Below are 20,243 nucleotides of genomic sequence, written 5' to 3'. Positions count from 1 at the left end.
ATCCATCTCGCGCCCGAGGCGACCTGTCGGCAACCGGGTGTGGGTGACGGTGCGGCGGGTATTCGCTCGGTGTCGAAAGGCAGGTGGGTCATGGGGCGACAGGACATCGTGCGGGCGCTGTTGGATCGCGCGGGGACGAGCTATGCGGCCGAGGCCGGGATCCGGCTGGCCGACAAACCCGCGCCGCTGTTCCAGCTGTTGATGCTGGCTCAGCTGCTCAGTGCCCGCATCTCCGCCGATATCGCCATCGCCGCCGCCCGCGAACTGGTCGGCAGCGGATACACCACCCCGCGGCGGGTGGCCGACGCCGACTGGCAGGAACTGGTCGACGCGCTCGGCCGCGGCCACTACCGCCGCTACGACGAATCCACGGCCACCCGGCTCGGCGCGAACGCCGCGCTGCTCCTCGACCGTTACCACGGTGACCTGCGCCGACTCGCCGAGGAATCCGGGCGCGATCCGGCGCGGCTGGCGAGCCTCCTACAGCGGTTCCAGGGCATCGGCCCGGTCGGCGCGGAGATCTTCCTCCGCGAGGTGCAGGACACCTGGACCTGGGTCCGCCCCTACTTCGACGAGCGCGCCCGCCGGGGCGCGACCCGCCTCGGCCTCCCGACCGACCCCGCCGCCCTGGACCGCCTCAGCCCACGCGGCCACGACGCCGACCTGGCGGCGGCCCTGGTCCGTGTGACCCTCGACCGCGACCTCGCCCACGAGATCCTGAGCACGTCGCGATAGTGCCCTATTCGGCACCTATCGACGGTGGTAGGTGGTACAAAACGGGCGTTCTGCGCTTACCATCCGGGGGTGAGTTCGAGATCGCCCGGTTCGGCGGCCGGAACCGGGCGGGTTCGGGCCCGGGATATCGACCGGGTCACCACGCGTGCCCGGCTGGATGCCGCCTATGAGGAGGGCCAGCTCGGGGCCGACGAGTACCACGAGCGTTCGGAGCGGGCGGGTGGGGCCGAGACGCTGGGCGAGCTGCACCGGCTGGTCGGGGATCTGCAACCGTCGCCGGGGGCCACGGACCTGTCACTCCCGCAGCCGAATCCGGCGTGGACCAGGGCGCGCAAGGGCGGCTATCCGCCGCGCGTGCGGGCGCGCCACGCCGACCGCGCCGCCACCTGCGCGGTCCTGGACGCGGCGCTCGCCGACGGCCAGCTGTCCGTGGACGACCACCATGCCCTGACCGAACTGGCCGGTGCGGCAACAACTCTCGGAGAACTCGCGGAGCTCACGGCCGACCTGCAACGCCCCGCCGACGCTCCCGGTCCGCCACGCCCGCCGCTGCCGCACCGCCGCTACTGGTTCCCGGCGGGCGTGGCCGCGCTCGCGCTGGCCGCCGCCGTGGGCATGTACACCGTGGTCGACCGGCCCGCCGCCGCACCGGCGGGGCCGCCGTCGGTGGACCTCGGCGTCATCGAGCCGAAGGTGATCCCCACCCCGAATCTGCTGACGGTGGCGGGTATCGCCCACTTTCGCGACACCTACCGCGCCAAGTTCGGCGATACCCTGCTCGACGAGGTGAGCCTGTTCGACGAGCACGCGAGCATCGCGCGCGCCCTGCCCGGGGAGCCGAATCGTGTGGTGCACTACGGCTATCGCGGCGGTTTCGAGCAGAGCCGTCCGGTGGCCACCCGTAAGCCCGATACGCCGCAATTCGATCTGGCCGCCGTGGATCTCACCGCCCTCGACCGGACGCTCGCCGAAGCACCCGCCCTCCTGAACGTCGACGGCGGCACCATCAGCCATATCGACCTGAAGGTGGACACCGCGCCGGGAGGGTCGCGGACCGCGCCCGTCGCGCTCGTCCGGGTGTATGTGCGCAATGCGTTCGGCGAGAGCGGGTATCTGATACTGGATCCCACGGGAGTGGTGTTGCGCGCCTTCCCCTTCACCGGATAGGCCGACAGTCATGTCCGACACCCGACGTCACAGCGGCCTGCGCGTCCGCGACTCCGATCGCGTGGAAGCCTGCGCCCTGCTCGACGCCGCGCACGCCGAGGGCGAGCTCACCGATGCCGAATACGCCCAGCGTTCGGCGGCGGCCATGCGGGCGCGCACCTTCGGCGATCTCGACACCCTCATCGGCGACCTGCAGATCCCGCGCAACCTCGCCGACGCCCCGGTGGTGCGCGTGCAGCGCCGGAAACCGGCACGCCGGTGGCAGGCGGCGGCGGCCACGGTCGTGGTCGCGGGGCTGCTCGGCGCCATGGGCGGTTGCGCGTCCCGCACCACCGCACCCGACCCGCCGCTGCTCGAGCCGACCACCGGTGTGGGCCTGGCGAGTTTTCTCGCGACCTACCGGGACCGATACGGCGATCTGACGGCCGACGAGATGAGCCTGTATCCGCAGTACGCCCTGGTGGAGCGCGCCGTCGATGCGGACCGAACCGTACGCCTCCGCTACGACGAGCAGGGTTTCAGCTCCACCGACACCGCCCGCGACGACGATGCCGCGGCCTTCGATCTGGCCGACCTGGACGTGCGCGGCTTCGCGGCAGTCATGGCCGGTGCCCCGGAGACGCTGCGGGTCCCCGGCGGCGCCATCAGCCACATCGTCATTCGCCGCCCGCCGGGCGCGAACCCCGCCGATCCGGGGGCGAAGGTCAACCCGCCCGTCGTCTTCGTCTACGCGAAGGACGGCAGCCGCGGCGGATACCTGGAGCTGACCCTCGCGGGTGAGGTGCTCGCGGTCCACCCGGCCGAGGACTGATCGAAAAATTTCTCCGCGCCCCGGGAATAGATGACCTGGGGCCCAGGTTGGTCCTGTTCGACAAGGTTGAGCGAGAGTGACTCAAGTTCAAGTTGCGCCCCGAGCGATACGGGGGCAGGATTGAGCCGACCACGCTCAGTGTTGCTGGGAGCCCATGCTCCCGCGCCAGGCAGGTACGTCAACTAGGAGGATTCACCATGGCTCGTGCGGTCGGTATCGACCTCGGGACCACGAACTCGGTCATCGCTGTTCTCGAAGGCGGTGAGCCGGTCGTCGTCGCCAACTCGGAAGGCTCGCGCACCACTCCGTCGATCGTCGCGTTCGCGAAGAACGGCGAGGTGCTCGTGGGTCAGCCCGCCAAGAACCAGGCGGTCACCAACGTCGATCGCACCATCCGGTCGGTCAAGCGCCACATGGGCGAGGACTGGACCGTCGAGATCGACGCCAAGAAGTACACCCCGCAGGAGATCTCCGCGCGCACGCTGATGAAGCTGAAGCGCGACGCCGAGTCCTACCTCGGTGAGGAGATCACCGACGCGGTCATCACCGTCCCCGCCTACTTCGAGGACGCGCAGCGTCAGGCCACCAAGGAGGCGGGCCAGATCGCGGGCCTGAACGTGCTCCGCATCGTCAACGAGCCCACCGCCGCGGCGCTGGCGTACGGCCTGGACAAGGGCGACAAGGAACAGACCATCCTGGTCTTCGACCTCGGTGGCGGCACCTTCGACGTCTCGCTGCTGGAAATCGGCGAGGGCGTCGTCGAGGTCCGCGCGACCTCCGGTGACAACCACCTCGGTGGTGACGATTGGGACGAGCGCATCGTGCAGTGGCTGGTCGACAAGTTCAAGGGCACCTCGGGCATCGACCTGACCAAGGACAAGATGGCCATGCAGCGGCTGCGCGAGGCCGCCGAGAAGGCCAAGATCGAACTGTCGTCGAGCCAGTCGACCTCGATCAACCTGCCCTACATCACCGTGGACGCGGACAAGAACCCGCTGTTCCTCGACGAGCAGCTGACACGGTCGGAGTTCCAGAAGATCACCTCGGATCTGCTGGACCGCACCCGCAAGCCGTTCCAGTCCGTGATCAAGGACGCCGGCATCTCCGTGGGCGATATCGACCACGTGGTGCTGGTCGGCGGTTCCACCCGCATGCCCGCCGTCTCCGAGCTGGTCAAGGAGCTGACCGGCGGCAAGGAGCCGAACAAGGGCGTGAACCCGGACGAGGTCGTCGCCATCGGCGCCGCCCTGCAGGCCGGTGTGCTCAAGGGTGAGGTCAAGGACGTCCTGCTGCTCGACGTGACCCCGCTGTCGCTGGGCATCGAGACCAAGGGCGGCGTGATGACCAAGCTCATCGAGCGCAACACCACCATCCCGACCAAGCGGTCGGAGACCTTCACCACGGCGGACGACAACCAGCCGTCGGTGCAGATCCAGGTGTTCCAGGGTGAGCGCGAGATCGCCTCGCACAACAAGCTGCTCGGTTCGTTCGAGCTGACCGGTATCCCGCCGGCCCCGCGCGGCGTGCCGCAGATCGAGGTCACCTTCGACATCGACGCCAACGGCATCGTCCACGTGACCGCCAAGGACAAGGGCACCGGCAAGGAGAACACGATCAAGATCCAGGACGGCTCCGGCCTGTCCAAGGAGGAGATCGACCGGATGGTCAAGGACGCCGAGGCGCACGCCGCCGAGGACAAGGCGCGGCGCGAGGAGGCGGAGACCCGCAACCAGGCCGAGTCGCTCGTCCACCAGACCGAGAAGTTCATCAAGGAGAACGAGGACAAGGTCCCGGCGGACGTCAAGTCCAAGGTCGAGGCGGCCATCGCCGAGGCCAACGAGGCGCTGAAGGGCACCGACATCGCGGCCGTCAAGACCGCGGTGGAGAAGCTGGCGACCGAGTCGCAGGCGTTGGGCCAGGCCATCTACGAGGCTTCGGCCGCGGACGCCGCTCAGTCCGGAAACGGCCAGGGCGCGCCCGATTCCGATGACACCGTCGTTGACGCCGAGGTCGTCGAGGAGCCTGAGAAGAAGTGACGAACCAGAACCCGAAGCAAGAGCCGATCGTCGACGATCCGGCCGCGGGTGAGGTTTCGGAAGCCGCGGCGGAGGAATCCGCCGCGGCGCAGAATCCCACGTCGGCCTCGTCCGAGCGGCCCGACGGCGCGACCGCGGGGAGCGCCGACGCGCTCGCCGACACCATCACCGCCGAATTGGCCGAGCGCACCGCCGATCTACAGCGGCTGACCGCCGAGTACGCCAATTACCGGCGTCGGGTCGAACGCGACCGCAAGGCCGCCATCGACTCCGCCAAGGCGGCGGTGGTCGGCGAACTGCTCGGCGTGCTCGACGATCTCGATCGGGCCCGCGCCCACGGTGACCTGGAGGCCGGACCGCTCAAGAGCGTCGCCGACAAACTGGCCACCGCCCTGCAGAAGCAGGGCCTCGAGGAATTCGGTGCGGAGGGTGAGCCTTTCGACCCGACCCTGCACGAGGCCGTGCAGCACGAGGGTTCCGGCAGTGAGCCGGTGATCGGCATGGTCATGCGCAAGGGATACCGGTTCGGCGAGCGGGTGCTGCGGCACGCGCTGGTCGGCGTGACCGATGGTCCGACGAACGGCGCTGGGGCGCAGTCGGATCCGACGAACGCTGGCGCGGATGCCAGTAACAACGGGTAAGAAGCGGGAAGGAGGAGATGCCCGGTGAACCGGGAGTGGCTCGAGAAGGACTTCTACAAAGAGCTGGGTATTTCCTCCAGCGCCACCCAGGACGAGGTCAAGAAGGCCTATCGCAAGCTGGCCCGTGATCTGCACCCGGACAAGAATCCGGGGGACGTCAAGGCCGAGGAGCGGTTCAAGGCCGTCAGCGAAGCGCATTCGGTGTTGTCGGATCCGGAGAAGCGCAAAGAGTACGACGAGGCGCGGCGGCTGTTCGCCAGCGGCGGTTTCGGTCGCGGCGGTTTCGCACCGAGCGGCGGTTACGGCGGCACCGGCGGATTCAGCGGCGCCGAGTTCAATCTGGGCGACATCTTCGGCGGGGCGACCGCCGGGACCGGACCCGACGGCGGCCTGGGCGACATCCTGGGTGGGCTGTTCAACCGAGGCGGCGGCGCCCGCGCCTCCTCGCGGCCGCGGCGCGGCAGCGATGTGGAGACCGAGACGACCCTCGGTTTCCGCGAGGCGGCGCAGGGCGTCACGGTTCCCCTACGTATGACCAGCCCCTCGCCGTGTACGACATGTCACGGCAGCGGTGCCAAACCGGGCACCAGTCCGCGAGTCTGCCCGCACTGCAATGGAACCGGCGTCATCAGCCGCAACCAGGGTGCGTTCGGATTCAGCGAACCGTGTGACGACTGCCGGGGCACCGGGTCGATCATCGACGACCCGTGCGTCGACTGCCGGGGCACCGGTATTCAGAACCGCACCCGCACCATCACCGTGCGCATTCCCCCGGGTGTGCGCGACGGTCAGCGAATTCGCTTGGCGGGCCAGGGTGAAGCGGGTCTGCGGGGCGCGCCCCCGGGTGACCTGTATGTCACCGTGCACGTCAGCGGGGACAAGGTCTTCGGCCGCAATGGCGACGACCTGACCCTGGTGCTCCCGGTCAGCTACAGCGAATTGGTGCTCGGGACAACCGTTTCGGTGCCGACGCTGGACGGCCGGGTGGGCGTGAAGGTGCCGCCGGGCACCGCCGACGGGCGTACCCTGCGGGTGCGCGGGCGCGGCGTTCCCAAGCGCGGCGGCGGTGCGGGTGATCTGCTGGTCACGGTGAAGGTCGCGATCCCGCAGAAGCTGGACGACAATGCCACCGAGGCGCTGCGGCGCTATGCGGAGGCGGAGAAGACCAGCGGTTTCGACCCGCGTGCTGGATGGGCAGGTGCGTGATGAATTCCGATCCGAAGAAGAGCTCCGAGACCCAGTACTTCCTGATCTCGGTGGCGGCACAGCTGGCGGGCATGCACGCCCAGACGCTGCGGACCTATGACCGGCTTGGTCTGGTTTCGCCGCAACGCACTTCGGGCGGCGGGCGACGCTACTCCGATCGGGACGTACAGCTGCTGCGCGAGGTGCAGCGGCTGTCTCAGGACGAGGGCGTCAATCTCGCCGGTATCAAACGGATCATCGAACTCACCAATCAGGTCGAGGAGTTGCAGCAGCGGGTGTCCGAGCTGACGGCGGAGGTGGAGCGGCTGCGGTCCGGGTACCGGCCCGATCAGCTCACGCCGCCGCAGCGCAGTACGGCCCTGGTGGTGTGGCAGCCGCGGAATCGACGGCAGCGGTAACCCGCGATCCACGAATCGAGCAGCGCCCCGGATTTCCGGGGCGCTGCTTTTCGTTGCGGGTGGTGTGCTGACGGATTCCGGTGGGCGGTGGTGTGAACGGTTCCGGATCACGGTCGAAAACAATTCAAACCGGCCGGTTGTTTATTGTGGTGATTCGTGAGTTATGTCGGTATGCCGCAGGGTAATTGCGTTGCCAATGTGGTTGCGGGCTGATCGCTCCATTGCCGAGCCTTGCAAAACGATTCCCGCAAAATCGGTGAGACTCAGTCTGGCACGTCCGGCGTGTCGCAGGTGAGCGGTCTGTTTTCTAGGGCATTTGGGTGGTTATTACTTGTTTCAGCGGAAATTTGGGCGTGTTGTTGAAACGAGCCGTTCCGTTGCTGGCAACCCTCGCCTACACTTGCTAGGCATCGGCTGCTGTCGAGTGTTCCGCAGCACCAGCACTCGGCCGTGCGGCCTGCGTTTCGAGTGCGAAATGGGGTTGTGACACATATGGATTCGCGGACCGTCGCATTGATTAGAACGACGTTCAAGGCGGTTGCTGCGGAAGAAGGTGGCCCCGAGAAACTCGCCCGCTCGTTCTACGCCATTCTCTTCACAGAGCATCCGCAAGTTCGTGATTTCTTCCCGGCCGCCCTCGATGCCCAGCGCGATCGCCTGGTCAAGGCGATCGCCTACGCCGTCGACCGCCTCGAGGAACCCGACAAGCTGCTGCCCTTCCTCGCCCAGCTCGGGCGCGACCACCGCAAGTACGGCGTGGTCGCCGAACACTATGCGGCCGTGGCCGGTTCGCTGAAGGCCGCCATGCAGGCGTACGCGGGCACCGAGCTGTGGACCGACGAGGTGGAACGGGCCTGGGACACCGGGCTCGGCGTCATCGCCGACACCATGATCGGCGCGGCCGAACAGGAGAGCACCCCGCCGGTGTGGACCGGTACCGTCATCGAACACCGTGAGGTACTGCGCAATCTCGCCATCGTGCGGCTGCGGCTGGACCAGCCCATGCAGTACGCGGCCGGTCAGTACATGAGCGTGCAGATCCCGTCGCGGCCGCGCATGTGGCGGTACCTGTCTCCCGCCATTCCCGCGAACCCGCAGGGCGAGATCGAATTCCACATCCGCGGCGTCACCGGCGGGTGGGTGAGCCCGGCCATGGTCGGGCACACCAAGGTCGGGGAGCAGTGGCTCATCGGCTCGCCGCTCGGCGGTCTCGGGGTGCCGCGCAACACCCGGCGCAAGATGCTCATGGTCGGCTGTGGCACCGGCATCGCCCCGTTGCGCGCGCAACTCATGGCCATGACGCAGCGAAGATCCAACCCCAAGGTCGATCTGTTCGTGGGCGGGCACTACCCCTGCGACCTCTACGATCTGGAGACGCTCGGCCAGCTGGCCCGGGAGAACAAGTGGCTCAATGTCATTCCGGTCACCGAGAGCGAGGAGAACCCGTGGTGGGTGTTCGGTGACGCCGAGGAGGCGGAACCGGAGTACCCCGGCCTCCAGCCGCGGCGCGTCGGTCAGATCGGCAAGATCGTCGCCGGGTACGGATCATGGGCGGATCGCGACGTCCAGATCGTGGGTTCGCCCGCCATGGTGCAGACCACCAAGTTCCGCCTCATGGCGGCGGGCACCCCCACCGCCAATATCCGGCACGATCCGCTGTTCTAACCCGCCGCGCCGTCAGAATCCTTCGTAGCGAATGTGTTCGGCCGGTGCGCCGGTGGCGAGCAGTGTCTCCACCACCTGCTGGACCGGAGCGGCGTTGCCGCACACCAGGATCTGTTGCCGATCCAGTGGCCCGAAGCGGCCCACCACCTCCGCCAGACTGCCCGAGAGCATCTCCTCGGGCTGGAAGCCGATATCCACCCGGCACGCCTCGTGCCATTCGTCGACCCAGTCCGGGTCCTCATCGGTCTGAACCACGGGAAGTACCGTCAGCCACGGCAATTCGCCGGTGAGCAGATACAGCATGTCCGAGGCGTAGAGATCGCGCGGACTGCGCGCGCCGACGAACAGGTGGGTGCGCGGCGGCTCGGGCCGCCGGGCGAGATCCAGGATGAGCGACCGCATGGGGGCCAACCCGGGGCCCTCGGCGACCATCACCACGTCGGTGGCCTCCGGATCCACCGCCAGCCAGCCCTCGGGAGCGCTGATCCGCCACTCGTCACCGGTGCGGGTGTCCGACACGATCGATCCGCTGCACCAGCCGCCCGGCACCGTGCGCACGTGGAACTCCAGCTTGCCGTCCAGCGACGGCGGCAGCGCGGGATAGAGGCGGCGGATCATATTGGGGTGCTGCGGAACCCGCACGGCGACCGACTGCCCGGGTGCGAACGGCACGAACTCGCCGATGAGCCGGATCACGGTCCAGTCCGCGCGCAGCCGGTGCGCGCCGACCACGGTCGCCGCCCGCTCCTCGGTATCGAGCGCCAGCGCGCCGGTGTCGTCGGGGCCCAGGGTCACCGCACACTCCTCACTACGGAAATCAACGAGATCACAACCGAGAACCGCCCGCTCACACCGGATCCGACGCGATGGCCCACTCCGGTGTGCCGACCGCCAGCAGGGCGCGCCTGGTGTCGGCGATCATGCGCGCCGAACCCGCGATCTGGATCTGGCGGTCGGACCACGCGCCGAAGCTCGCCACCACCGCGCCCAGATTGCCGATGAGCCGCCGGTGCATGCCGTACGGGGTCTCGGCGGGCGGATACGGATGCCACCACGGATTGGATTCGTTCTCGCACACCGGCACCACCGTGAGCCACGGATTGGATTGCGAGAGCTGCCACATGTTCTCCACATCGTAGAGATCGCACGGGTAGCGCCCGCCCATGAACAGGTGCACGCGGGGATTGATACCGCGCCTGCCCATTTCGATCAGCTGCGCACGCAGCGGCGCGATACCGGTGCCGGAACCGATCATGAGCACGTCCTTGCCGCTCTGCAGGTCGACGTGCAGGCCGCCGAGCGGCGCCGCGATCATCCAGCGGTCGCCGATCTGGGTCTCGTTCACGATGGCGGGGCTGACCCAGCCGGTGCGCACCTTGCGCACGTGGAATTCGATCTCGCCGTACGGGTTGGTCGGGATGGCCGGGGATAGGTAGCGCCACATCTTGGGCCGCTGCGGGATGGCGACCGGCACGTACTGTCCGGCCAGGTACGGGATCGGCGTATCCGATTGCAGCCGCACGATCGCCAGATCGTCCACCACTCGGCGGTGTCCGACCACCGTCGCCTCCCAGTAGGGCTGCGACTTGTCGGAGTTCGCGCCGATGGCCATGGACGCCGAGATCAGGATGGTGATATCCCGCCAGCCCTCCTCGAGCCCGCGATTCCAGTGCACGCCGTTGTAGGTGCGGAAGGCCGCGAGCAGCGCCCGCCCGGCGATGTCGTAGTGCGCCGCCTCCACTCCGTACTTGCGATGGTCGCGGGCCAGCTGTTCCAGGAAGCGCTGCGCGCGATCCCAGTTCTCCAGATGGTCCAGGACGAACTGAATGGCGGTGACCAGCCGCTTGGGTTGCATATCCATGGCGGGGGGAAACAGCTCACGCAGAGCCGGAATCTCCGCGAAGAGGTGGCCGTAGAACGCGCTGATCAGTCGTTCCGGCCCGCTCGGGGCCTCGACGACTGTTCGAAAGTTTGCGCGGACCAGCGCTGCAGTACGCGCATCCACGACGGCGAACTTTCCTTTCCTGAGCTGTTACCCCGGACACACCGGGTTTTCCAGCGGTCCTCCGCGTCAAGTATCCCTGAAAAACACAAGGTCGCACGGATATGGCCAAGGCTGCCCGGACACATCCGCGGTGAATCCCGCCTCACATCAGATGACCAGCACCGTTTTGCCCCGTGCGCCGGAGCCTCCGATGACCGTCGCCGCCTCCGCCAGCGGCACCGCGTGGTCGACCGGAACGACGAGGTCGCCCGCGGCGGCCGCCGCCAGCAGCCGGGCCAGACCCGCGGCGCTGCCCTGGGAATTGATATTGCCGCCCTTGATGCCGCGGGTTTGCAGATCCGCCGTATCCACCGATCCGATGGTGCTGAACACCGCGCCGCCCGGACGCACCAGCGCGGCCAGTTCGCGCAGCGTCGCGGGCGGACTGACCAGGTCGAGCAGCGCGTCGATGCCGTCCGGATGGGTCATCCGGACCGATTCGGCGATGGTGGGCTGGTCGAGCGCGGGTTCGGGGGATTCGGAGACGGGCACCGTGCGGCTGTAGCCGATCACCTCGGTCGCGCCCAACCGGATCATGCGGTCGGCGTCGTCGGGTCGGGCGGTGGCGATGACGTGTGCGCCCGCCGCGGCGGCCAACTGCACCAGGAACGAGCCGACGCCACCGGCCGCGCCGGGGATGAGGACGGTCTGGCCCGCGCCGACCGCCGCGCCCTCGAGGAGGTCGAGGGCGGTGAGTCCGGCGGTGGGCAGCGCGGCCGCCGCGAGCGCGGTGACCTCGTCGGGGAGCCGCGCGATGACGCCGTCGTGGGGTACGACGATGTATTCGGCGAAGGTGCCGTGTCCGACCGGTGGCACCAGCCATTTGCCCGCCACGCGGTCGCCGACGGCGAATTCCGGCACCCCTGCGCCGAGGGCCGAGACGGTGCCCGCGCCGTCCAGTCCGGGAATCAGCGGAAAGTCGTGCGGCAGTCGGCCGTCCAGCACGCCGTCGATGATCTTGCGGTCGAACGGGTTCACCCCGGCGGCATCCAGCCGAATCCGGAGCTGTCCCGGGCCGGGCTCCGGAACGGGCATATCCGCGGGCTCCGGAGTGCCGCCGAACTCTCGTACCACGATCGCGCGCATGGGGTCTCCATTCGGTCCGATGGACGAGCTGGTGATGCGTCGACGAACGACCTCGGCCATCGTAGGCACGGACACGGACCGCTTCGGGGAGATTCAGGGCAGTCGGTTTCCAGGGTCGGCGCGTAGCGTGATGTGTGACCTATGCCTCTGGTGTCGGCGCCCGAAAATTCGTCAGACTTGAGCGGAACAGACTCAACTCCGGTCGCGTTGGATTAGGCAGCGACTAGTAGGAAAGGGGACTCGTGGACTCGTTCAATCCCACCACCAAGACCCAGGCGGCCCTGACCGCCGCACTGCAGGCGGCATCCGCCGCGGGCAACCCGGAGATCCGTCCGGCGCACTTGCTGGTGGCGTTGCTGGATCAGACCGACGGCATCGCCGCCCCGCTGCTCAAGGCCGTCGCCGTCGATTCCGCGACGATTCGACGCGAGGCCCAGGACATCGTCGACCGGCTGCCGCGCGCCACCGGCGCGACCACCCAACCGCAGCTCGGCCGCGAAGCCCTCGCCGCCATCACCGACGCACAGCGCCTGGCCACCGAGATGGGAGACGAGTACGTCTCCACCGAACACCTCATGGTCGGCCTGGCCGCCGGTGACTCCGACGTCTCGCAGCTGCTGCTGAAGTACGGCGCCACCGCCGACGCGCTGCGCGAGGCGTTCACCCAGGTGCGCGGCAACACCCGGGTCACCAATCCCGATCCGGAGGGCAGCTACCAGGCGCTGGAGAAGTACTCCACCGACCTCACCGCCGCCGCCCGCGAGGGCAAACTCGACCCGGTGATCGGCCGCGACACCGAGATCCGGCGCGTGGTGCAGGTGCTGAGCCGCCGCACCAAGAACAACCCGGTGCTCATCGGCGAGCCCGGCGTCGGCAAGACCGCCATCGTGGAGGGCCTGGCCCAGCGCATCGTCGCCGGGGACGTGCCGGAATCGCTGCGCGGCAAGCGGCTCATCTCGCTCGATCTGGGCGCGATGGTCGCGGGCGCGAAATACCGCGGTGAATTCGAGGAGCGGCTCAAGGCCGTGCTGGAGGAGATCAAATCCAGTGCGGGACAGATCATCACCTTCATCGACGAGCTGCACACCATCGTCGGTGCGGGCGCGACCGGGGAATCCGCCATGGACGCCGGGAACATGATCAAGCCCATGCTGGCCCGCGGTGAGCTGCGGCTCGTCGGCGCGACCACGCTCGACGAATACCGCCAGCACATCGAGAAGGATCCGGCCCTGGAGCGCCGCTTCCAGCAGGTGCTGGTCGGCGAGCCATCGGTGGAGGACACCGTCGGCATCCTGCGCGGGCTCAAGGAGCGCTACGAGGTGCACCACGGCGTGCGCATCACCGACTCCGCGCTGGTGGCCGCCGCCACCCTGTCGGACCGCTACATCACCTCGCGCTTCCTGCCGGACAAGGCCATCGACCTGGTGGACGAGTCGGCGTCGCGGCTGCGCATGGAGATCGATTCCCGCCCCGTGGAAATCGACGAGGTGGAACGGCAGGTGCGCCGCCTCGAGATCGAGGAGGTCGCGCTCGCCAAGGAGACCGACGAGGCGTCCAAGCAGCGGCTGGAGAAGCTGCGCTCGGAGCTGGCGGATCTGCGCGAGAAGCTCAACCAGCTGATGACCCGCTGGCAGAACGAGAAGCAGGCCATCGACTCGGTGCGCGTCATCAAGGAGGAGTTGGAGTCGCTGCGCGGCGAATCCGACCGCGCCGAACGCGACAGCGACTACGCCCGCGCCGCCGAACTGCGCTACGGCCGCATCCCGCAGCTGGAGAAGCAGCTCGCCGAGGCCGAGCAGAAGGCCAAGGGCGCGGCCGACGGCGAGGTCATGCTCAAGGAGGAGGTCGGGCCGGACGATATCGCCGAGGTGGTGTCGTCGTGGACCGGGATTCCGGTGGGCAAGATGCTCGAGGGCGAGACCCAGAAGCTGCTCCGCATGGAGGAGGAGTTGGGCCGGCGCGTGGTCGGGCAGACCGAGGCCGTGCAGGCGGTGTCCGACGCGGTGCGCCGGGCCCGGGCCGGAGTGGCCGACCCCAACCGGCCGACGGGTTCGTTCATGTTCGTCGGACCGACCGGCGTCGGCAAGACCGAGCTGGCGAAGGCCCTCGCGGACTTCCTGTTCGACGACGAGCGGGCCATGGTGCGCATCGATATGAGCGAGTACAGCGAGAAGCACTCGGTGGCCCGGCTGGTCGGCGCGCCCCCCGGCTATGTCGGCTACGACCAGGGCGGTCAGCTCACCGAGGCGGTGCGGCGGCGGCCGTACACGGTGGTGCTCTTCGACGAGATCGAGAAGGCGCACCCGGACGTGTTCGACATCCTGCTGCAGGTGCTCGACGAGGGCCGGCTCACCGACAGCCAGGGTCGCACGGTCGACTTCCGCAACACCATCCTGATTCTCACCTCGAATCTGGGTGCGGGCGGTGAGCGCGACTTCGTCATGGCGGCGGTGCGTTCGGCCTTCAAGCCGGAGTTCCTCAACCGTCTCGACGACGTGGTCATGTTCCACCCGCTCGACGAGGAACAGCTCGAGCACATCGTGGACATCCAGCTCGACCAGTTGCAGCGCCGCCTCGCGCAGCGCCGCCTGAAGCTGGACGTCAGCGATTCGGCCCGCTTCTGGCTGGCCGTGCGCGGCTACGACCCCGCCTACGGCGCCCGCCCCCTGCGCCGCCTCATCCAGCAGGCCATCGGCGACACCCTCGCCAAGGAACTGCTGGCCGGTGAGGTGCAGGACGGCGACACGGTGAAGGTCAGCGTCAGCCCCGACGGCGACACCCTCATCGTCGGCCGCTGATTTCCGAAAGCCCCGGAGGCCCAGCCTCCGGGGCTTCGCGGTAGCCCGCCCACTCCGACCCTTCGCGACTTCCAGCTGACCACCCGGGAGGTCAGCTGGTCGTTCGCGGCCCGCCCCGGTCTGGACTGACCGGAGCGGGGGAGCGAAGCGGAGGAGCGGAGGGAGGGAAGACCGGGGTGAACAGGGCCGCGAACCGCCGGAGCGAAGCGGAGGCAAATTAGACACAGCGCAGTTCTCGGCTCCGGTCGTCCATCCAGCCTAGGCTGGAGTACATGACGAATCCGAGCGATCCGTGGTCGCGGCGACCCGAGTCGGGATCGGTGGACGGGCCGACCGAGCAGGTGTCGCCCGCCGCCGGGTCGACCGGGCACACCTCGGATTCCGACCCCACCACCGCGTACGACTATTTCGCGCAGCAGCCGGGGCCGGAGGCCACGCGGGTGCTGCCACCGCACGACGATCAGTGGGGTGGTTACGAGAGCGGTGCGCCCAGCGCGTATCCGCCGACGGCGACCTACACCGCGTCCGGGCACCAGGCTCCGGGATATCAGGGTGGGGGATATCAGAGCGGGGGATATCAGGCCGGGGGTTATCCCGGCTCCGGCCCCGCGCCGTATACACCCGCGCCGGGCGGTCCCGGCGGGCCGGTGCCGCCGGGCGGCTACCAGTCGGGTTATCCGGGTGGCGGCCCGCAGCCGCCGCAGCGCAGGACCGGGCTGTGGATCGGGCTCGGCTTGGCCGCGCTGGCGCTGGTCGCGTTGGCCGGGGTCGTGGTGGGCACGCTGTTGGCGGATCGGGATACGTCGAATACCGCGTCCACCACGTCGCGCACCCAGCAGGTGCTGATTCCGACCTTCCCGAGCGAGACGGCGCAGCCGCTGCCCAGCGGCGTGCCGCAGATCCCGGGGTTGGGGGAGATCGACGAGCTCGGTGCGACCATGGGCACCATCGCCAGCAACGACGGCTCCACCCTCACCATCGCGACCCTGTCCGGCCCGACCGTCACCGTGCACACCGACGATCGGACCCAGGTGATCTCGCTCGGCAGCGTCGCGGTGCGGGACCTTCCGATCGGCGAGATGGTGATGGTGCAGGGTGACAAGGCGGCCGACGGCTCGGTCACCGCGAAGATCATCATCAGTACGGCACTGCCCGGCGGAACCCGATGAACGGCAACGTGTCAGGCATGCTGGGCGGGTTCGAACCCAGCTGGATATGGTAGGCGGCGATGACGGCGATATGGTTCGGGTTGGCGGCGATCGCGCTGGTGGGCGCGATCGTGCTGCTGTTCTTCGATCGGCAGCAGCGACAGCGCACCGGTCACATCCGGCAGGTCTGGGCGAAATCCCAGGGCTACACCTATGTTTCGGTGGAACCGGCGCTCGCCAACACCTGGCGGCGCGGTGCCATGGCCAAACTCGGGTACCTGTCGGCGGTCGACGTGGTGTCGGGCAACCGCAAGGGTGAGAAGTTCGTGCTCTTCGATCTGGAGGACGCCGCCACCCTGGTCGCGGTGCGCCGCCAGATCGGCTCCGACATCGATATCGACCTGCGGCTGAAAACGGCCGCGCCGCCGAAGGATCACGATCTCGAATTGCTCGGGGCCATCGGCGACCGGGTCGTCTTCGCGACCAATCCCGATATCGCGCGCCACGCCGTGGACCAGCGCATGGTGGCCTTCATCGAATCGCTGCCCGATACCGTGCAGATGCTGTGGAGCGAGGGCAACTGGACCCTCGGCATGCTGCCGGTCGGGGCGGGCTCCCGGGACTGGGAGATGGCCATCGACGCGGTGCTGCGCCTGTCCGGTCTGCTGCACGTGCTGCCGCCGGTGGTGAACGCCCCCGAGCATCGCGGCGGTCGCGCGCCCGCGCCCGAGGCCCGCGAGGGCGGCCGACCGCAGCGCGGCGGCACGGTGGTCGTCGACGACGAGGACGACGACTACGACGGCCATGACGAGTACGGCGATTACGGCGATCCCGACCCGCACGCACCGGCCACCCGCCACCTGCCCCCGCGCTCGGGCGATCCGCTGCCCTTCCCCGAGGACGAGGCCGCCGACGATTACGCGCCGCTGGTGAAAGACATTGCCGGAGAAAGCGAACCGGAACCCGAGGCGGAGGGCTGGCGGCCCGCCCTCAAGGTCGTTCCGGACCCGCGCGGCCGGGTCCGCCGCAACTGGCCCCCCGCTCCCGAGGAAGAGGCGGAGTGGGACGACGAGGATCCCGCCCCCCGCCGCGATCCGGACGCCGACGCCGAGTGGGACGAGGACTGGCGCGCGGACGATCGCGACGCGCGAGAGCGGCGCGCGGACGATGCGGATCAGGACGGCGAGTGGCACGGCGACGACCCCGCCCGGGACCGCGAGTGGCACGAGGACGACCGCGACCCCGACTGGCGTGCCGACGACGCGCGCGGGCAGTACGCCGACGAGGAGCCGCGCGACAACTACCGCGACGACCGGAACGAGCCGCCGGGCGGCCCGTTCCACCCGGGCTTCCGCCCGTACCAGGGCCCCGCGCCCCGGTGACGCGGCCCGCCCCGCGGGCGGTTCCGTTTCCGCGGGCGGCGCTGTTTCCACGCGCCGAATGACGTTTCCCCACAGCGTGCCGTCCGGCGCGGCGTACGCTGTCTGCGCCGCACCCGCGCGGGTCGAGCACGGTTGCTCACCCCGCCTTCGGGCGTGCTTCGAAACGGTCGTGGCCGGGGGCGACGCCGTTGTCGTCAGGAGGCGTTCGCGGGTGGGGACGTTGTGCTCTTTTCGCCCGCGGCGATGGTTTCTACCCTGGGCCCGTCGCCTTCATCCGGCCGAGTGTTAGGTAGTCGATGACCGAGAGTTCACCCGCCGCGCGCCTGCCCGGTGCCCTGCGTCCCGTGGCCGTGGTCACGGGGCCGACCTCGGGGATCGGGCGGGGGTATGCCGTGCGGCTGGCCTCGCTCGGGTACGACCTGGTGCTGGTGGCGCGGGACGAGGCGCGGCTCGCCGCGCTGGCCGGTGAGCTGGAGTTGCGATTCGGGTCGGCGGCGCAGGTGCTGCCCGCCGATCTGGCGACCGCCGAGGGCCGCGACCGGGTGGCGGCGCGGCTCGCCGAGGGGGTCGACTTCCTGGTCAACAATGCCGGGTTCGGGCTGTCGCGGGAGTTCTGGCAGGTCGATCCGGAGCTGCTGCAACGGCAGTTGGATGTGAACGTCACCGCGGTGATGCGATTGACCCGGGCCGCGCTGCCGCCGATGCTGGCCGCGGCCAAGGGCTGTGTGGTGAATGTGGCCAGTGTGGCGGGACTCGTGCCGGGTAGGGGTTCGACCTACTCGGCCTCCAAGGCGTACGTCGTATCCTTTTCCGAAGGGCTGGCCGGTGGGCTGGCCGGGACCGGCGTTCGGGTGCAGGCACTGTGCCCCGGCCTCGTCCGCACCGAATTCCACGAGCGAGCCGGTATCGATCTGGGTCGACTGCCGCGGCCACTGTGGCTCAGCGTGGACGAGGTGGTGGCCGGTTCGCTGAGTGATCTGGAGAAGAACCGGGTGATCAGCGTGCCCGGTATGCAGTACAAAGCCGTCACCGCGGTAGCCGGACTCATGCCGCGGTCCCTCGCGGCCCGGCTGAATCGGGGCCTGTTCAACGCACGCGGAAGGACATGAACACAGACATGCAGGTAACGACGACCGATCGGGACAGACTCGCGGACCTGGTGCGCCAACTCGCGGTGGTGCACGGCCGGGTCACGCTGTCCTCGGGCAAGGAAGCGGACTACTACGTGGATCTGCGCCGCGCCACCCTGCACCACGAGGCCGCGCCACTGATCGGCAAACTGCTGCGCGAACTGGTCGCGGACTGGGATTTCGATTCCGTCGGCGGCCTGACCATGGGCGCGGACCCGGTGGCCGCGGCCGTCATGCACGCCCCGGGCCGCCCGATCGACGCCTTCGTGGTGCGCAAGGCCGCCAAGACCCACGGCATGCAGCGGCAGATCGAGGGCCCGGATGTGGTGGGCAAACGCGTGCTGGTGGTGGAGGACACCACCACCACCGGTAATTCGCCGCTGACCGCCGTGCGCGCACTGCGCGAGGCGGGTGCGATCGTGGTGGGCGTGGCGACCGTGGTGGACCGGGAGACCGGCGCGGACGAGGTGATCGCCGCCGAGGGGCTGGAGTACCGATCGATCCTCGGTCTCAAGGATCTGGCACTGGGCTAGACCATTGCTCTGGGATAGCCTGAACGCTGTTCATGTCTTTCGATGGTGAAGGGTCGTGTGAGTCACCTGTGGCAAGCATCGCACTGAATAAGGGCCACCGGAACGTTGCCATGCTCGGCATCGGTGCCTACCGGCCACAGCGACTGGTGAGCAACGCCGAGGTGTGCGAGGTCCTGGACTCCACTCCGGAGTGGATCTTCGAGCGCACCGGTGTCAAGAACCGCCGGTGGATCAGCGGTGACGAGACGCTGCGCACCCTGGCCGCCGCCGCGGGTGAGCGCGCCATCGTCAACAGCGGCATCGACCGGTCCAAGATCGGCACGCTGGTGCTGGCCACCTCCAGCTGGCTCACACTGACCCCGCACGGCGCGCCCCAGGTCGCCTACGACCTGGGGCTGAACGGCATCGCGGCCTTCGACCTGACCTCCGGCTGCGGCGGTTTCGGCTATGCCCTCGGCGTCGCCGCCGATCTGATCCGCGCGGGTTCCGCGGAGTACGTGCTGGTGATCGGCGCGGAGACGATGACGGTCGGCCTGGATCCGACCGATCGCGGCACCGCCATGATCTTCGGTGACGGCGCGGGCGCGGTGGTGGTCGGCCCGAGCGAGGAGAACGGCATCTCGCCCACGGTGTGGGGCAGCGACGGCGAGAACGCCTCGGCCATCATGCAGGACGTCGACTTCCTCGAGTACATGCACAGGGCGCAGGCCATGCAGGGCACCGATCCGGCGGTCGAGCCGATCGGCCGCATGTCGCTGCGCATGGAGGGCCCCAAGGTCTTCCGCTGGGCGGCGGTGACACTGCCGCGCGCGCTGGCCGACGCCATCGAGGTGTCGGGGGTGGCCAAGGAGGACATCGAGGTCTTCGTGCCGCACCAGGCCAATGCCCGCATCAACGAGCTCATGAAGAAGAATCTCGGTCTGGCCGACGACATTCCGATGGCCAATGACATCGAGAACACCGGCAACACCTCGGCGGCGTCGATTCCGCTGGCCATGGAGGAGATGCTGGTGACCGGCAAGGCCAAGGGCGGTCAGCTGGCGCTGCTGCTCGGGTTCGGCGCGGGGCTGTCCTACGCGGGCCAGGTCGTTACGCTGCCTCCGGCTCCGGCCGAGCCCAGCTTCGCCGTCGGCGAATCGGAGTGATGGCGAGCGTATTCCGCACCGGATTCCTGGCCGCCGCGGCGGTGACGGTGTGCGGTGCCGTCACCGGGCGGGACCGGTGGCAGTGGGCGGCCAAGCCGCTGATGATGCCGCTGCTGGCGGCGGAGGTGGCGCGCGATCCGAGGCTGGCCGCCACCGACCGGAAGCTGCTGCTGGGTTCGCTGGCGGCGGCCACGGTCGGCGACGTGTTGCTCATCGACCCCGATGACGATCGCCGATTGATCGCGGGCGCTTCGTCTTTCGCGCTCATGCAGACCGGGTACGCGACGCTGTGGCGGCGGCGCGGGGCCCGGCCGCGCG

General features: G+C 69.0%; 18 protein-coding genes. 15 read left to right on the top strand and 3 right to left on the bottom strand.

Annotation, left to right across the window (positions count from 1 at the left end; translation table 11 throughout):
• The first annotated feature begins 90 nt into the window (after positions 1 to 90).
• From ON31_RS28300 to ON31_RS28265, 8 genes are all read left to right on the top strand, one after another.
• Positions 91 to 735: an endonuclease gene (locus ON31_RS28300; RefSeq protein ID WP_039817996.1), complete on the top strand. Its 645-nt coding sequence runs from the start codon at positions 91 to 93 to the stop codon at positions 733 to 735.
• A 69-nt stretch (positions 736 to 804) separates the two neighbouring features.
• Positions 805 to 1,902, top strand: a complete 1,098-nt coding sequence (locus ON31_RS28295) for a DUF1707 SHOCT-like domain-containing protein (RefSeq protein ID WP_051037854.1) — start codon at positions 805 to 807, stop codon at positions 1,900 to 1,902.
• A gap of 10 nt (positions 1,903 to 1,912) precedes the next feature.
• Positions 1,913 to 2,713, top strand: coding sequence for a DUF1707 SHOCT-like domain-containing protein (locus ON31_RS28290; protein WP_039817995.1), 801 nt, complete (start codon positions 1,913 to 1,915; stop codon positions 2,711 to 2,713).
• Positions 2,714 to 2,910: 197 nt separating this feature from the next.
• The gene (gene dnaK / locus ON31_RS28285) at positions 2,911 to 4,749 is read left to right on the top strand and encodes a molecular chaperone DnaK (protein WP_029930849.1); all 1,839 of its coding nucleotides are present in this window, start codon (positions 2,911 to 2,913) and stop codon (positions 4,747 to 4,749) included.
• Positions 4,746 to 5,390, top strand: coding sequence for a nucleotide exchange factor GrpE (gene grpE, locus ON31_RS28280; RefSeq protein WP_081592789.1), 645 nt, complete (start codon positions 4,746 to 4,748; stop codon positions 5,388 to 5,390). Before dnaK ends, grpE begins: the two co-directional genes overlap by 4 nt.
• A 24-nt stretch (positions 5,391 to 5,414) precedes the next feature.
• On the top strand, positions 5,415 to 6,596 hold the full coding sequence (dnaJ, locus tag ON31_RS28275) for a molecular chaperone DnaJ (protein ID WP_039817994.1): 1,182 nt from the start codon (positions 5,415 to 5,417) through the stop codon (positions 6,594 to 6,596).
• The gene (locus ON31_RS28270) at positions 6,596 to 6,994 is read left to right on the top strand and encodes a heat shock protein transcriptional repressor HspR (RefSeq protein WP_029930851.1); all 399 of its coding nucleotides are present in this window, start codon (positions 6,596 to 6,598) and stop codon (positions 6,992 to 6,994) included. The genes dnaJ and ON31_RS28270 overlap by 1 nt, the downstream gene beginning before the upstream one ends.
• A 492-nt stretch (positions 6,995 to 7,486) precedes the next feature.
• Positions 7,487 to 8,659: a globin domain-containing protein gene (locus tag ON31_RS28265; RefSeq protein WP_039817993.1), complete on the top strand. Its 1,173-nt coding sequence runs from the start codon at positions 7,487 to 7,489 to the stop codon at positions 8,657 to 8,659.
• A gap of 12 nt (positions 8,660 to 8,671) precedes the next feature.
• On the opposite strand, the gene ON31_RS28260 is transcribed toward ON31_RS28265, so the two are convergent.
• From ON31_RS28260 to ON31_RS28250, 3 genes are all read right to left on the bottom strand, one after another.
• The gene (locus ON31_RS28260) at positions 8,672 to 9,454 is read right to left on the bottom strand and encodes an FAD-binding oxidoreductase (protein WP_081592788.1); all 783 of its coding nucleotides are present in this window, start codon (positions 9,452 to 9,454) and stop codon (positions 8,672 to 8,674) included.
• Between the two features lie 52 nt (positions 9,455 to 9,506).
• The gene (locus ON31_RS28255) at positions 9,507 to 10,664 is read right to left on the bottom strand and encodes an FAD-binding oxidoreductase (RefSeq protein WP_029930854.1); all 1,158 of its coding nucleotides are present in this window, start codon (positions 10,662 to 10,664) and stop codon (positions 9,507 to 9,509) included.
• A 147-nt stretch (positions 10,665 to 10,811) separates the two neighbouring features.
• Positions 10,812 to 11,789, bottom strand: a complete 978-nt coding sequence (locus ON31_RS28250) for an NADP-dependent oxidoreductase (protein WP_051037862.1) — start codon at positions 11,787 to 11,789, stop codon at positions 10,812 to 10,814.
• Positions 11,790 to 12,031: 242 nt separating this feature from the next.
• Here ON31_RS28250 and clpB point away from each other — a divergent pair, with 242 nt between their 5' ends.
• The 7 genes from clpB to ON31_RS28215 all read left to right on the top strand — a co-directional run.
• The gene (gene clpB / locus ON31_RS28245) at positions 12,032 to 14,587 is read left to right on the top strand and encodes an ATP-dependent chaperone ClpB (protein WP_039817991.1); all 2,556 of its coding nucleotides are present in this window, start codon (positions 12,032 to 12,034) and stop codon (positions 14,585 to 14,587) included.
• Positions 14,588 to 14,859: 272 nt separating this feature from the next.
• Positions 14,860 to 15,756 carry a DUF5666 domain-containing protein gene (locus ON31_RS28240; RefSeq protein ID WP_039817989.1) on the top strand — a complete coding sequence of 299 codons (897 nt, stop codon included), beginning with the start codon at positions 14,860 to 14,862 and terminating at the stop codon, positions 15,754 to 15,756.
• A 59-nt stretch (positions 15,757 to 15,815) separates the two neighbouring features.
• Positions 15,816 to 17,117, top strand: a complete 1,302-nt coding sequence (locus ON31_RS28235; protein ID WP_051037853.1) for a TtfA family protein — start codon at positions 15,816 to 15,818, stop codon at positions 17,115 to 17,117.
• 296 nt (positions 17,118 to 17,413) lie between these two features.
• On the top strand, positions 17,414 to 18,226 hold the full coding sequence (locus tag ON31_RS28230) for an SDR family NAD(P)-dependent oxidoreductase (RefSeq protein ID WP_029929821.1): 813 nt from the start codon (positions 17,414 to 17,416) through the stop codon (positions 18,224 to 18,226).
• Between the two features lie 8 nt (positions 18,227 to 18,234).
• A complete protein-coding gene (gene pyrE / locus ON31_RS28225) occupies positions 18,235 to 18,780 on the top strand; it encodes an orotate phosphoribosyltransferase (protein ID WP_029929818.1) in 546 nt (181 codons plus the stop codon).
• Positions 18,781 to 18,848: 68 nt separating this feature from the next.
• A complete protein-coding gene (locus tag ON31_RS28220) occupies positions 18,849 to 19,925 on the top strand; it encodes a beta-ketoacyl-ACP synthase III (protein ID WP_039817988.1) in 1,077 nt (358 codons plus the stop codon).
• A partial coding sequence (locus ON31_RS28215) for a lysoplasmalogenase family protein (protein WP_039818000.1) occupies positions 19,925 to 20,243 on the top strand: 319 nt, incomplete at its 3' end. The genes ON31_RS28220 and ON31_RS28215, both read left to right, overlap by 1 nt.

It is taken from the genome of Nocardia otitidiscaviarum NBRC 14405, from assembly GCF_000308635.1.
In the GTDB taxonomy this organism is placed as follows: Bacteria; Actinomycetota; Actinomycetes; order Mycobacteriales; family Mycobacteriaceae; genus Nocardia; species Nocardia otitidiscaviarum.
Note: the sequence above shows the minus strand (reverse complement) of the source record. Positions and strands in the feature narration are given on the sequence as shown.

Coding starts and splice junctions, on each gene's coding strand:
- ON31_RS28250 (WP_051037862.1), bottom strand. CDS start 11,789: ATGCGCGCGATCGTGGTACGAGAGTTCGGCGGCACTCCGGAGCCCGCG.
- ON31_RS28270 (WP_029930851.1), top strand. CDS start 6,596: ATGAATTCCGATCCGAAGAAGAGCTCCGAGACCCAGTACTTCCTGATC.
- ON31_RS28290 (WP_039817995.1), top strand. CDS start 1,913: ATGTCCGACACCCGACGTCACAGCGGCCTGCGCGTCCGCGACTCCGAT.
- ON31_RS28230 (WP_029929821.1), top strand. CDS start 17,414: ATGACCGAGAGTTCACCCGCCGCGCGCCTGCCCGGTGCCCTGCGTCCC.
- pyrE (WP_029929818.1), top strand. CDS start 18,235: ATGCAGGTAACGACGACCGATCGGGACAGACTCGCGGACCTGGTGCGC.
- ON31_RS28300 (WP_039817996.1), top strand. CDS start 91: ATGGGGCGACAGGACATCGTGCGGGCGCTGTTGGATCGCGCGGGGACG.
- ON31_RS28240 (WP_039817989.1), top strand. CDS start 14,860: ATGACGAATCCGAGCGATCCGTGGTCGCGGCGACCCGAGTCGGGATCG.
- ON31_RS28265 (WP_039817993.1), top strand. CDS start 7,487: ATGGATTCGCGGACCGTCGCATTGATTAGAACGACGTTCAAGGCGGTT.
- dnaK (WP_029930849.1), top strand. CDS start 2,911: ATGGCTCGTGCGGTCGGTATCGACCTCGGGACCACGAACTCGGTCATC.
- ON31_RS28235 (WP_051037853.1), top strand. CDS start 15,816: ATGACGGCGATATGGTTCGGGTTGGCGGCGATCGCGCTGGTGGGCGCG.